Origin of the sequence: Nocardia sp. NRRL WC-3656 (assembly GCF_000720265.1) — a bacterium.
Lineage (GTDB): Bacteria > Actinomycetota > Actinomycetes > Mycobacteriales > Mycobacteriaceae > Nocardia > Nocardia nova.
The window spans coordinates 18,671-30,870 of record NZ_JOJF01000028.1 but is presented as its reverse complement, the minus strand read 5'-3'; the positions used below and the strand labels follow the sequence as shown (position 1 = coordinate 30,870).

The 12,200-nt window shown below is 61.4% G+C and carries 13 protein-coding genes; 7 read left to right on the top strand and 6 right to left on the bottom strand.

What is annotated here, in order from left to right; all coding sequences use genetic code 11:
• Window positions 1-715: 715 nt before the first annotated feature.
• The gene (locus IG65_RS0127760; protein WP_156055802.1) at window positions 716-1,942 is read left to right on the top strand and encodes a helix-turn-helix domain-containing protein; all 1,227 of its coding nucleotides are present in this window, start codon (window positions 716-718) and stop codon (window positions 1,940-1,942) included.
• A 181-nt stretch (window positions 1,943-2,123) separates the two neighbouring features.
• The gene (locus IG65_RS39895; RefSeq protein ID WP_081879811.1) at window positions 2,124-2,690 is read left to right on the top strand and encodes a DUF4236 domain-containing protein; all 567 of its coding nucleotides are present in this window, start codon (window positions 2,124-2,126) and stop codon (window positions 2,688-2,690) included.
• 97 nt (window positions 2,691-2,787) lie between these two features.
• On the opposite strand, the gene IG65_RS0127755 is transcribed toward IG65_RS39895, so the two are convergent.
• Window positions 2,788-3,372, bottom strand: a complete 585-nt coding sequence (locus tag IG65_RS0127755) for a DUF4760 domain-containing protein (protein WP_051756993.1) — start codon at window positions 3,370-3,372, stop codon at window positions 2,788-2,790.
• 83 nt (window positions 3,373-3,455) lie between these two features.
• On the opposite strand from IG65_RS0127755, the gene IG65_RS0127750 reads away from it, so the two are divergent.
• The 4 genes from IG65_RS0127750 (at window position 3,456) to IG65_RS35195 (ending at window position 7,460) form a co-directional block, all read left to right on the top strand.
• The gene (locus IG65_RS0127750) at window positions 3,456-3,956 is read left to right on the top strand and encodes a DUF4760 domain-containing protein (RefSeq protein ID WP_030517900.1); all 501 of its coding nucleotides are present in this window, start codon (window positions 3,456-3,458) and stop codon (window positions 3,954-3,956) included.
• 417 nt (window positions 3,957-4,373) lie between these two features.
• Window positions 4,374-5,651 carry an IS110 family transposase gene (locus tag IG65_RS0127740; protein WP_063833787.1) on the top strand — a complete coding sequence of 426 codons (1,278 nt, stop codon included), beginning with the start codon at window positions 4,374-4,376 and terminating at the stop codon, window positions 5,649-5,651.
• A gap of 142 nt (window positions 5,652-5,793) precedes the next feature.
• Window positions 5,794-6,459, top strand: coding sequence for a DUF4352 domain-containing protein (locus IG65_RS0127735; RefSeq protein ID WP_156055801.1), 666 nt, complete (start codon window positions 5,794-5,796; stop codon window positions 6,457-6,459).
• 77 nt (window positions 6,460-6,536) lie between these two features.
• Entirely contained in the window at window positions 6,537-7,460 is a 924-nt protein-coding gene (locus IG65_RS35195; RefSeq protein ID WP_231509471.1) for a hypothetical protein, read from the top strand.
• Window positions 7,461-7,550: 90 nt separating this feature from the next.
• Here the strand turns inward: IG65_RS35195 and IG65_RS0127725 are convergent, their stop codons facing one another.
• Entirely contained in the window at window positions 7,551-7,826 is a 276-nt protein-coding gene (locus IG65_RS0127725) for a helix-turn-helix domain-containing protein (protein WP_231509469.1), read from the bottom strand.
• Between the two features lie 192 nt (window positions 7,827-8,018).
• Here IG65_RS0127725 and IG65_RS0127720 point away from each other — a divergent pair, with 192 nt between their 5' ends.
• Entirely contained in the window at window positions 8,019-9,167 is a 1,149-nt protein-coding gene (locus IG65_RS0127720; protein ID WP_030517895.1) for a hypothetical protein, read from the top strand.
• Window positions 9,168-9,248: 81 nt separating this feature from the next.
• On the opposite strand, the gene IG65_RS38010 is transcribed toward IG65_RS0127720, so the two are convergent.
• The 4 genes from IG65_RS38010 to IG65_RS0127710 form a co-directional block, all read right to left on the bottom strand.
• A complete protein-coding gene (locus tag IG65_RS38010; RefSeq protein WP_156055800.1) occupies window positions 9,249-9,785 on the bottom strand; it encodes a hypothetical protein in 537 nt (178 codons plus the stop codon).
• Between the two features lie 20 nt (window positions 9,786-9,805).
• Window positions 9,806-10,321 (bottom strand): amidase domain-containing protein, encoded by a 516-nt coding sequence (locus IG65_RS37220; RefSeq protein WP_167356717.1) that lies wholly within the window; start codon window positions 10,319-10,321, stop codon window positions 9,806-9,808.
• Between the two features lie 343 nt (window positions 10,322-10,664).
• On the bottom strand, window positions 10,665-11,117 hold the full coding sequence (locus IG65_RS0127715; RefSeq protein ID WP_156055799.1) for a hypothetical protein: 453 nt from the start codon (window positions 11,115-11,117) through the stop codon (window positions 10,665-10,667).
• A 287-nt stretch (window positions 11,118-11,404) separates the two neighbouring features.
• A complete protein-coding gene (locus IG65_RS0127710) occupies window positions 11,405-11,743 on the bottom strand; it encodes an Lsr2 family protein (protein WP_030517893.1) in 339 nt (112 codons plus the stop codon).
• Between the last annotated feature and the right edge of the window lie 457 nt (window positions 11,744-12,200).

Genomic DNA, 12,200 nt, shown 5'->3' with positions numbered 1-12,200 from the left:
TAGTCCCGCGCATGGAAGGTGCGGCAGATCGAGGCAGACCTTGTCGTCGATCGTGACGGTAAGGCCTGCACAGTGTTGCGTTAGCTCCCGTGCCACATCGCGGACTTGTTCCGCACTCGCCTGGTAGTCGAGTGTGAGGGCACCGGATTCGATACGGATATGGCGCTGCCGCCGGCTCCCGTAGGTGGCTGGCATTGGGCATCACGCTCCGCACCGTCGATGCCTGTCGGCTTTGGTCGGCGCGGCGCTGGCGGTCGCAGCGCCAACCCCGTGCCAGGTGCCGTTCGGCGTCTGCTCTGCCGCACCACGGTCTAGTGCCCTTAGCAGGGCGGCTCGGCTCGCTGCAGCTTCGAATTCCGGTTCGACGGTGGCGCCCGACTGAGTGATAGTGGCCGACTGCATGTTCGGGACCTCGGTTCGTATCGGGATCGGCGGTGCACCCGACACCGGGGGCTTTCGCCGTCAGTTCGCCTGCCTCTCAAGCGAACTGGCGCGCCGTTGGAGGAGAGAGAGGCGTCACCCCGGTGTCGGGTGCGTTCACGACGATATGGCGTAATGGCCGCACTTCTGCCCGCAAATACCCACCTTCTTTTGAATATACGGAAACCGGTATATGGTCCGCTGTGTGGCTAAACTCGTTGCCCGGCAATGGGTTTGCTTTCGCGCAACTTCCCGAGATGCATTTTCATTTTGAGGACGGGGATCGGCCGTGCACATGACAACTGGTGAAGTGATCCGGCGCATTCGCAAGTCCATCGGGATGACCCAGTCGGAACTCGCTGCCCTGATTCACGTCACGCAGCCGGGGATTTCCCAGCTCGAACACGACGGACCTGCCATTCACGATGTCCGAACGTTGCGCCGCGTAGCTCGTGCGCTGGGCGTGCCACTTGACATACTGGTGGTGGAGGATGAAGAGGAGGCGGCCGTGAAGCGACGCGAGTTCTTCAGAGTAGGTGCCCTCGGCGCTGGCAGCATGGCGGTGGTAGGCGCAGGAACGTCGCGGGCCGCCACGGACTCGGCTTCTGGATCGACGCTCAAGGTGGGAGCGGCCGATGTTTCCGCGCTTTCCGACAGCGTGAACCAGATCCATGACCTCGATCTCGTCATCGGTGGCGATCGTCTGCGTGCGGTGGCGGCCGGGCAGGTCCGCTACGCACAGCATCTACTGAATGTGGGCAGCTACAGCGACGCCGTGGGGAGCGATCTGGCGAGCGTGACCGCTGAAATGATGGTCGCGGCAGGCTGGGTGCACTACGACTCCGGAGATCCGGACAGTGCCGGCCGGTACTACGCAGAAGCTGCTCAAACCGCCACGGCGGCCGACGATGGCGTCGCTGCTGCACATGCCCTGGGCAACGCGAGCCACCTCATGGTCAATCGGTTCGGCTCGAACACTACTCCCGATCAACGAGCGACCCAGTATGCACAGGCTGCTTCGCGGGCCGCGCTTAAGGCAGGTGGCCCCAAGCTACGGGCACTGATGGCGCTACGGGAGGCCGAAGCTCATGGTGCCCGCGGTGACAGGGCCGAAATAGCCAAGGCGATCGGGAGAGCCTTCCGGGCCTACGAATCGACCAGGGGCTACGACCCTGACTGGGTGTACCTGCCCGAAGCCGAGATGAGCGGGGTGTCGGGCAAGGCGTATATGCGTCTCGGCGACTATGCGGCCGCCACGACACATCTGCGAGATGCGATCGAGCGGTCGGCCGCATGGCCTCGGGAGCGCGCGTCATGGCAGCTGCACTTGGCGCACAACCTTATTCAAGATGGCGACGTCTCGCAGGCATGCTCGGTGCTCACCGGAACATTGCCGACGATCTCTGATCTGGCCTCTGCCCGGCTACAGAAGCGTTTGGATGAAACCGCTGCCACCCTGCGGCCCCACGCGAAGGTGCCGGAGGTGCGGAAACTTCTTGCTATGTGGGCGTATCGAGCATAGCGACGCCGATATCGCCAGTCGTCATGCCTTTTGGCTCCACGACGCCTCAAAGGGCACGGTCGGTTGACCAAGTGTATGTGTCTGCGCCGTATTCGGCAGTATCATCAATCTCAGCCCGTGTGCTATTAGTCTGAATGGCTTCGCACCACAGACTTTCGAGTTCATCTGCCAAGGGGAGTCGATGGTTCGCATGACGAGAAAGTTCGGTCCGGTGCGTATCACCGCATCGAAATCCGGGTTCGGCGTCAGTGCCGGTGCTGGTCCCGTTCGAGTGACACGCCGTGCGGACGGCCGTGTGCAGCGGACAGTGCGCCTTCCCGGCACTGGCATATACGACACCAAGACTATCGGTGCGCGCCCGAACCGCCTCCCCCGACAACAACTCGTGTCCTCCGCTCGGACGGGCTCTCCCGCTGCGGCCCCCGCTAGTCGCGACGCTGAGATCGGTATCGCCTTCTTTGTATTGGTCGTCGGTGGTGGAGCGGCCGCAGCCCTTGCAAGCGGAATGATCTGGCTGGCAATACCACTGTGGCTGGTTACGGTCTTTCTCGTCTACTGCGGATTACTGGCGCGATCTGACAGACGAAAGGCCGAGGCTGGTCGCACCACCGCGCGGACAAAGGCCAGCAAAGTCCGCGATCTGCCTGCCCCAACCGCACCACCAGGCTGGTATCGGTCGCCCGACGACCCCGGCCGCCAACGGTGGTGGGACGGTCAGTGCTGGGCGGAAACTGAAGCCGATGCCTGATAGGGCCGTCACTGCTGCGGGCAGATGTTTCTGGGCACAACGGCCTTTGCGCACAGCAGATTGTCTATGAACCGGTCCGATGGAGCTTCCTCGTGCGCTAAGGCTCTGACCGTGGTCTCGCACGGTCGGGCTCGTCTCCGCGCACAGGCATGCTGCCCTCGCTGGTAGGGAGGGTTGGAAGCGAATCCGGGCTCAGAAGTGTCCGCGCGGAATCGTCGGGGAGGCGCCGCGCACGGCCTGCGTAGTATTCGAGCAAGCTGAGCATGTGCTTGTCGCCGTACGGATTGTTCAGCCGTTCTGCCTCGACATAAGGTTCGACCGCGTCCCAAATGGCCACGATTCGCGCGCGAATCTGGGCAAGCATCACCTCCTCATTGAGGACGCCCATCGCGATCTGGGTAGCGATCATCTGGTAGAAGTACACGACACTCACGAAGGCGTCGCGCTCCTCGTCGGGCAGATCGGAGAAGCCGATTCCTGCTTCCTGCGGCTTCGGCAGAGCCATCACCGTGCGGTGGGCGTCGTGGAACTTCGGGGACCGAAACTCTGCCATCAGGTTCGACATGGTGGGGATGTGGTTTGCGCTTCGCGACAGTCGTTGCTGTCTGACGGCCATGGTGGTGGAGACGGCGATCGACCCGATGGAGATGAGGAGCGCGAAGGCGCTGATTGCGAGAGTCATTGTGTCCCTGCGGTGTTGCGGGCGCGACGGTCGCGAGAGATCAGCTCTTGTGTGAGGCCACCTCGTCCGCGATCGTTGGTGCTATGAGCGCATTCCTCGCGGTTGTTCCGGCTCTGACGCTCTTGGTGGCGGTCGCCGGCCTCGGCAGATTGGTGCACGAGACCAGGCGGGAGAATCGCCGTCAACAGCAACGTGCCACGGTCACCTACATCACCTCGACGCTGCAGCGGCAACACGAGTTGTACGCCGAGATTCATCAAGACCCCGACTTCGCGCGCAAGGCCGCGGTCATCGACAGCGCAGAGTTCCACCAGCTGACCTCCTACTTCGCTCATCTGGAGTACCTCGCGGCCGGCGTGAACATGAGGATCTTCGACGAAGAGGTCGTCAACCGCACCGTCGGTGGTCGAATTCTACGTGCCTGCAGCGTTTTTCGAGCGTGGATGGATTCCGAGCGTGTTCGATTGGAGAATCCAGCGGTATATGAAGAACTGGAGCAACTTGCGGTGCGGCTACGTGACCGGCGGCGCCAGGCGATCCCGAGCGGACTGGCCGCGCAGCCCGCAGAACTGGAGACGAGCTGAACCGTGTTGCGCTGAAGCGTGTGACCTATCGCGCCAGCCAGTCTCGTCCGCGCGGCTTCACCGCAGCTTGCATGCGGGCGGACCGTGAACAACATGATCGATCGCACTGCGGCGTAAAGGTGGTCGCTCGGAGCGGCACGGTCGTGGGCACGCCGTCGCAGGTCGAGGTTACAAGTCGTGCTACCCGTTCTGTCATCTGAAAGATCTTGTAATGCAGCCCAATACGCGACCCGCACGGCGCCGAATAGTTCATGGAGCATCGATGATGGCTGGTCACGCACTGCCGACCATGGCTGATCGGATGGAGCTCATGCCGTTGCTCCACCGGTGGCCCCATTGCTTTGGTAGGACGGCGCGGATCGCTACTTTCATCACGCACGGGCCACCGCTCAACGTGTAAGTCGGAGAGGACGACGTATGGGTAGGCGGCAGCTCTGGGCAGGTGTTGATGTCGGGAAGCGCGCCCACCACTGCGTGGTCATCGACAACGGTGGCGCCAAGCTATTTTCGCAGCGAGTCGCCAACACCGAAGCCGACCTCCTGGCGCTCATCGACGCAGTGACGACCCTTCAAACAAACAGCAGGGTCACCTGGGCGGTCGATATAAATCGTGGTGCAGCAACAGTTTTGGTGACCCTCCTACATCAGAAGCGTCGGCAGGTCGTTTACCTGCCCGGTCGGACGTTCCATTTCGTCGCGTCGACGTACCCGAGCGAACAAAAGTCCGACGCCAAGGATGCCGCGATCATCGCCGACCACGCCCGCATCCGACACGACCTCCAACCGCTTCGGGCTGTCGATCCCGTCACCGCGGAGCTGCGTCTGCTCATCACCAAGCGGACTTCCCTGGTTGAGGATCGCGCTCGGGCGGTCAATCGGCTGCGGCACCTGTTGGTGGAATCGTTTCCCGCGTTGGAATCGACCTTCGATTTCGCGCACTCTCAGGGGGCGCTGCTTCTGCTGACTCAATTCAACACCCCAGATTCCGTTCGGGACGCTGGCGTGACGGCGATCGCCGAATGGCTACGTGAGGCCGGCGCTCGCATCTCCTTCAAGGTTGCCACCAAGGCAGTCGAAGCTGCTGCTGCGCAGCAGGTCTTGCTTCCCGGACGAAACGTTGCGTCCACCCTGGTTCGAGACCAGGCACGGGACATCTTGGAGCTCAAGACGCGGGCTTCCGTGATTGAGGACGAAATCGCGACCTGCTTCGCCCGGCATCGCTACGCAACCCTGATTACGAGTATGCCTGGCTTCGGTATCACGCTTGGCGCCGAATTCATCGCTGCGAGCGGGGGCGACATGCGCCTGTACGCGAGCGCTAACCAACTGGCCGCAGCTTCCGGATTGGCCCCGGTAGCACGGGATTCCGGCGACCGGAGGCACAAGCACCGGCGCCCGTATCGGTACGACCGCCGGCTCCTTCGTGCCTGCTATCTGTCCGCCTATCAGGCCGTGCGCTACGACGCGACCTCGAAGGCGTACTACGACCGGAAGATCGGGGAAGGCAAACACCACATCCAAGCCGTCTTGTCTCTGGCGCGCCGACGCTCCAACGTGCTCTGGGCGATGCTTCGCGATAACAAGCTGTACGAGACACGTATGCCTCGCTTGTCAGGAGTCGCTACAGCTCATGCGGACCGGGCGACCGCAACTGTGGAGGTTGCCTCCGAAGGGTCAGGAACAGTTGAGGCATAGAACGAGATGACTGCCGGACAGGGTGATCGACGTCGACCTCTGTCTTGTTGGACGCACGTGAGGGCCGTGGTGCTCGTAACGTTCTCTTTGGCCCCGAACGACAGACAGTTGCTCAATCCCTACTCAGTGGAGTGACCACTCTATGTCGTCGGATACCGAACCAGCCGCCTCAGCACCCGCCATCGGGCACAGCACCCGCGTGCTTGTGCTGTCGATCGTGCTAGCAGTCGTCGCCGGCGCCGGCGTCGCAAGTGCCGTCTTCATCGCACTTTCCGATTCGGACGGCACCTCGGCGGCACCAGTCACATCGTCGCAGCGGTATGCCATTACGACGGCCCCCACGGCCGCCGCGACGACCGCCGCGCAGACCGGATCGAACTTGCTTCCGCAAGGAACCCCTGCGGTGTTGAATTCGGCGAAGATCACCGTCACGTCGGTGACAACGACCAACTTTCTGCGCGCAAACAAGACGTATTACGGGGCTGAGGATCGCTCGCCGCAAGCTGGCGGCAAGTTCATCGTCGTCGACGCTAATGTCGAGAACACCGGGACCAAGTCGATGGACCTGACCTGTGGCTATCCGATCGTGAATAAGCTGTACGACACCCAGCGCCGCGAATTCGACACCGTCCACGACCTCGCCTATATCGTCGGCAACCCCGAGTGCAACGCGAACCTACAGCCAGGCTTCAGCTCGCGCATGATGTGGGTCTACGAAATCCCCTCAACGGCAACGCCGTTCGCCGTGTTGTTCCAGGATTACGACAAGCCGGCGGTGACTGCATACGTCGACGGGACCGCGAAGTAGGCACCAAGTGGCTGGAGGCCCGGTTCGTCTTCCGGTAACGCCGACACGCCAGCCCAAGGCGCGTCATGCTGACAACCATGGAGATCGGCGACGAGTACATCTACCGGGTTCGGGATTTCGCGCCGTCACAGCGGGTCCGGATTCTGGACATCCAGCGAAAGCGGACCACCTCCCGCGTGGATATTGAATTTCTGGACGGGGATCAGCAAGGCGCCTGCGAGAACGTCCCTGGTGCGCGATTGAAGGGGCCGTGGGCGCAGGTCGAAAAGTATGACTGGTGGTGGGCGAACTGGGAGCGTCTCAATGAGGACGACTTCAACCCGAGCGATGACACCATGCTGCTGGCTGTGGCGCAGGTCTTCAAGCTGCTCATTCCGGATGAGGTTGCCGAGATCGAGGGGCAGCCGCTCAGAGACCACATCGAAGTTCGCGATTCATCTGCGCTAGAGGCGATTCTCGGTACGTCGATCGAGGAAGTGACCAAGACCGTTGCTTGGTTCCAAGCAGAAGGCACGGTCTACTTGTCACCGGCCGCAGGGGAACTTGTCGCGGAGCTCGCCTGTCGCCAGAACCCGACGCCGATCCTCGAACTGGTTGTTCAAGAGGAGTCAGACCAGCGGGAGCTGTGCAAACGGGGGCGCACGTACCAGGCGTATGACGGGTCTGGGGAACAGTTTTCGCCTCCTGAATGGGAGTACGCCTACTACCGTCGGAAAGTTCGGCCTCGACATGAGCTCCTGCGCCAGTGGTGCGGACACCGAGCCGTGAACTTCCACGAGCGCCTCACCGCGGCCGAGGCTGAAGTCGAGCGCCTCGACATCCTCGTCGCCCGCTTAATCGACACCATCAGGCAGCACGACGAATATTCGGCGAAGTATCTGGAGGAGGAGTACGAGCAAGATCGCATCACGCCGGAATCTGTGCGGCCGGTGGTGGATCGGCCGCTCGACCCGTCCGAGGTTCGCGTTGTCTATGTGACGCGACGGCGGCGCTGGCCATAGGTGACGGAGACCTGGTCGCCGGTCTTTTGTAGCGATGGCGGATCCACGTTGAGAGAGCTAGCCGGCGCACCATACATCCAGAGGGCCCTGCTACGCCTCGTCCTCGATGAACGTGGCGACCCGCAGGAGCGTCGAGTCGAGTGCCCGCACCACATGCAGCAGCTCGATGGCGTCCAAGCGCCGCTCGCCAGATTCGTACTTGCTGACGAAGGATTGAGGCACGTCGAGCCGCTCCGCGACCTGCACCTGTGTCAGCCCAGCTTCGCGCCGCAACTGCCGAAGGAAGCCGCATAACCGCTGGTACTCGGCCGAATATATCGACTTTTCCACAAGGTCAACCGCACCTTGCGAAAGCGAATATCCCAATTTAGGATATTGCCTGCTTGGCCATTTCGGGCCAGGCGTTCCGGGGTGGCGGGAGGTGAACCATGGGCGGCGACGGCGACTAAACGGCTAGCAATGGCCAAACGAGAGGGCCGCAACGGACCGTATTCCGTTGCGGCCCTGCGCTTTTAGCGTTGGCATGACGATCCTGTATTGCTACAATGTAGGTAAGTTATGCAGGACAATCTTGAGCGCATCAACAAACTGCAGACCATCATCGTCGCGATCGTTGTGGCGGGTGGCGGTGTGGCGCTCATGGTCTTCGGCAAGCAGCTACCGTCCCTACCAAATCTGGTATGGCTCAACTTCTTTCCCTGGAGTGAGGTCGGCGGAACCTTGCTCGTGGCCGGCGTGCTCGGCCTCGGCATCGACTATTTCACAGGGAAGGACCGCGATCAGCGGGACACCGCCCGACTGAAGCGGGTTCTCGCGGACTCTGCTCCAGCCATGCGCGATGCAGTCATCGACGGATTCGCCTTCGGCAACCAAGATCTGGCCCGCGTCGCCAGCCCGGAGACTCTCGACGACATCATCCGAAATAGTTTGGCGCTCAGGCTCGGTGACGCCACCTTCGCCGACGAGGTCTACCAAGATGTTCGGGACCAAGCAGTGCGTGCCCCCGAACGCTGGCACGACGCCACCGTCGAGATTCGACTGACGCCGCTTTCTGGTGTAGGTGGGGCGAAACCTGATGCTCATGCTGAGTCGGCCGACTCAAATCTGTTCGGCGTCAGCGTGCGCTGGGAGTACACGGTGGTGCCGAAACATCACAGCCGGCACTTTGCTGTCGTCGCCAACCGCCGTGAATACCTCGACCTTACGAACGGTCACGACGGCACCTCGGCATGGGTGCTTGTTCCGAAGCCAGGGGTCGATCCCACCAAACCCGCGGCGTTCGAGTTGGTTCAGTTCAGTGTGGACGGCGTAGAACGACCGATCCGTCGCGCCGCCCGCAAAGGCGGGCAGGTGTACAGCGTGGACCTCGGCCTCGATGCGAGGCAGGCCGAGGAACCGGTGACTGTCGCCTACACCTATCGAACCGTCACCGAACAGCGAGGCAACCTGCTCTACATCGACATTGAGCAACCCACCCGCGGCATCACCGTCGAGCTCGACTACAGCGACTGCGACATCGAACGCGTCAGAGTCCTGGACTTCATCGCCAGCAGTCGTACCGCTCGGATCGAACGCAGCCCAGATTCAGTGCCCGGCAAGACAGTCAGAGTCGGATTCGACGGGTGGGCCTTTCCCAGAAGCGGCGTCGGGTTCGTATGGACGCTCAGTCGGGACCATGACGCGACCGGCCCGGCAGTGGATTTCTAAATGGGAGCCAGGCGGCGCTCAGGTGCCTTGCCAGGAGGAGTCAACAAGCGCGGGGTACCGGGTTGCAGCCGAAACTTTCCGCTACTTTTTCTCTAAAGCGCGTCCATCGTCGGGCGCAGCCGCTTCCGACTTTCTATTGCGCCCTCTCAGATAAGTGCTGAGAGCTACCCCGATTATCGCGAGACCGGCTGTAGCGGTGAGCGGTAGATACTGCAGCGGGTCGCTATTATCGAAACCCCAAACCATAATATTCCACGCAAATATCGAAATGCCAAAAGTGACACCGAAAATGGCTGCCACGGTCGCGGTGAGTCGCACTTCTGGCCCGCGATTGGATGAGAGCGCTGGCGCGACAACCAGCAGGCCCAGTAGAAACAACGATTCTATGCCAAGCACGCGTAGATCGAGGAAACCTGTAGCCCCTCCATGCATTCGCAAGGGAACGAGATACCACAAGTGCGAGGCCGTCGGATCGCCTGCGGCAGCCAAGTTTTTGACAGGCGTAAGTATCCAGAATACGCCCGTCTCGCCATCGGGCTGATAATTGACATTATAGGCGAATGATCGTGCTAGATCAGCAGCAGGTCCTGTTAATGGGCTTTCGGTATATCTCTCCATTTATTCAATAGAATACAATTTTACAAAAAATGAATCAAGTAGGCGTGTGACCCAGGGCGGGCGAACTCGATCCAATTGTTCGCTTCCAATGACCATGACCAATAGCGGTCACGCTGCGTGGGAGAATGCTGACTGACGGTCGGGTGGTGATCTTTTGTGAATCCGGTAACGATTGCCAGGTGGTCAATATGGTCCGCTTTTCCCTGCTCCCAGTGGTAAGCGATAACATCACCCAGTTCCGCTCCTGATGCGGTTTGATCACTCCATGTGATCAGCTTGACCTCGGCCGTGCGTGTGCGTTCCATGTATTTGGTGAAGTCATCGGCATTGGCGGCTGCCTTGCTGGGGCCAGGATTGAGCATTTTTTGAGATGCAAGCTTTGCTGGATCGCTTGTCTTTGGAGTCCACTCATCTGTCGGTGCGAGACCGCCGAGCCACAGTGCAGAGGATACGTAGTAGGTGCAGTCGCTCCAGGGGACCGTGTACCCCGCATCGAGAAGGTTGTGTGCTTGCCTCGCTGTTTCGAGCCGATCCATTGCGTCGAACTTCGCGTGCGCTGCGGCTGGGCTCGATAGTCCGAGGCCGAGGAAAACCACTGCCGCCGCTGTGGCGCTTGCGATAGTGCGGCAAACAGTTCTAAGGCTTGATCGCGACATGATGGGCCTTCCTCCCAGGGCGAGCGCGGTCCAGCGCGGCGAGGTGAGCTGCCTCGGAGTACCGCTGTACCGCCCAGGATACGGGCACCCGCGTTGGTGCGAGTTGAACTCTGCGGGTTGTGGCCGAAGCGGCGACTGTCGTAGCAAATCGACGTCAACAGACGAGCTGCTGGGGGCGCCGGGTCTCAGGCGCCGCCAGTCGAAAGACCTTGCGGCACACTGTTTACGTCTTCACCGGCGGAAGACGCTTCGCCTCGCCCTGGATCAGGCATGCAAGCAATCGGGCTTGATCGGCTGTCAACGTGACAACTCCGCTTTGCAACCACAAGTCAATGTTTGTAGTGCGAAAGCCTTTTTCGTCGTCGGCGAACACCTGGACGCTCAGCAAGTCGCGCTCCGGCGGCTCATCGCTTCGCAGCAGCGTCTTGGGGCTGCTGTGGAGCGCCGACCCATCGTCGGGATGAGTTCTGCTTCCGGATTCACACCACGAGGGGCGCGGGCCGGCGACCGATCCCACGGCGTCGCAAGTGTCCGCCGCTGAAACGAGGAGCGTCGCGGCCTGATACGCCAGGGGCTGCGGTAGTTGGACCCAATCCTCATCCGGAAGTACCAGATCGACACAACACCAACGGCTTCCGAAATCATCGAACGCGCAGGCTTGCACCACGACCGACATTTCGTCCGCTCCCGGCGGAGGGGGGATGACAAGCGTCTGTTTCGGTCCCCAGTGCGCTGCGTCCTCGTCCGGCGCGTTGGCGTCTGGCGCTTCGCGGTGGTCCACGCACCATTCAGGACATACCAACATGAACGATCCCCCTCGTGTCACGACACTGCTCCGAAACGTATGGAGCAGCTTCGTGACCACGAAACCACCAAAGAAACTGCAGGACAAGGCTTCTGTGACAGATGCCTGGCCGCGCCAATCAGTGGTACTCGCAGCGCCGGCTCAGCCGATGTCCTGCACTAACTCGCCTTGTTGTATGCCTCGATGATGTCCGCTTGGATCCGCCCGCGGCTGGACACGTTGTAGCCGTTGTTCCTAGCCCAATCGCGAATCGCCTTCGTCTGTTCCCTATCGGCCACAGCGCGGGTACCAGTCCTGCTGTTCTTACCACGAGGAATTCGGCCCACCTTGCGAGCAGGTTCGGTCCACTGCTCGAAGAGCCCACGCAACTTGCCAGCGTTCTTAGTCGACAGGTCGATCTCGTACTCCACGCCATCCAGGCTGAAGAACACCGTCTCCTCTGCTCTCGACTTGCCGTCAAAGTCGTCGATCAACTCGACGATGACCTTCCTGGCCATACTCGTAGTCCTCTGTGATCATCGGAATGCTTGTTGAGGGAAGCGTAGAACGCCGACCAGCCAAGCGCTGTACCGGCACGCCACAAGGCCGCAGGGCAGATCGCTCGGCATCGCCGGCATTCCTCGGACACGCTGCGCGCAGATACTCAATCGTTCAGAAACTAGCGGTGCCGGTCGACATCCGCCTGCGCGCTCCGGGCACTTCGTTCGGCGTTGAGCGTCCGGGCCTCTTCCAGCGACAACTGCGCATAGGCCCGCCCTTCGGGCAGAGGAATACTGAGTATCGGGTTCCTCGCCTGGTGCGTCGTGCCGCGACAGCCAGACCCCGGTGGGATGCTGGTATCGGAAGCCGATCTCACTCTCGCGCCCCTCGTGGCTCCAAGCGCCGGCTCACCCTCATCACCGGCGGCCAGCCGGAAGGTTAACGGGCTCGGCACCTGGTAGCTGTCAAGGCAGG

What these genes read in the sequence shown, in the direction of transcription:
- IG65_RS0127760 (WP_156055802.1), top strand. Translation starts at nt 716, where the DNA reads ATGACAACTGGTGAAGTGATCCGGCGCATTCGCAAGTCCATCGGGATG.
- IG65_RS39895 (WP_081879811.1), top strand. Translation starts at nt 2,124, where the DNA reads ATGGTTCGCATGACGAGAAAGTTCGGTCCGGTGCGTATCACCGCATCG.
- IG65_RS0127755 (WP_051756993.1), bottom strand. Translation starts at nt 3,372, where the DNA reads ATGACTCTCGCAATCAGCGCCTTCGCGCTCCTCATCTCCATCGGGTCG.
- IG65_RS0127750 (WP_030517900.1), top strand. Translation starts at nt 3,456, where the DNA reads ATGAGCGCATTCCTCGCGGTTGTTCCGGCTCTGACGCTCTTGGTGGCG.
- IG65_RS0127740 (WP_063833787.1), top strand. Translation starts at nt 4,374, where the DNA reads ATGGGTAGGCGGCAGCTCTGGGCAGGTGTTGATGTCGGGAAGCGCGCC.
- IG65_RS0127735 (WP_156055801.1), top strand. Translation starts at nt 5,794, where the DNA reads ATGTCGTCGGATACCGAACCAGCCGCCTCAGCACCCGCCATCGGGCAC.
- IG65_RS35195 (WP_231509471.1), top strand. Translation starts at nt 6,537, where the DNA reads ATGGAGATCGGCGACGAGTACATCTACCGGGTTCGGGATTTCGCGCCG.
- IG65_RS0127720 (WP_030517895.1), top strand. Translation starts at nt 8,019, where the DNA reads ATGCAGGACAATCTTGAGCGCATCAACAAACTGCAGACCATCATCGTC.
- IG65_RS38010 (WP_156055800.1), bottom strand. Translation starts at nt 9,785, where the DNA reads ATGGAGAGATATACCGAAAGCCCATTAACAGGACCTGCTGCTGATCTA.
- IG65_RS37220 (WP_167356717.1), bottom strand. Translation starts at nt 10,321, where the DNA reads ATGGATCGGCTCGAAACAGCGAGGCAAGCACACAACCTTCTCGATGCG.
- IG65_RS0127715 (WP_156055799.1), bottom strand. Translation starts at nt 11,117, where the DNA reads ATGTCGGTCGTGGTGCAAGCCTGCGCGTTCGATGATTTCGGAAGCCGT.
- IG65_RS0127710 (WP_030517893.1), bottom strand. Translation starts at nt 11,743, where the DNA reads ATGGCCAGGAAGGTCATCGTCGAGTTGATCGACGACTTTGACGGCAAG.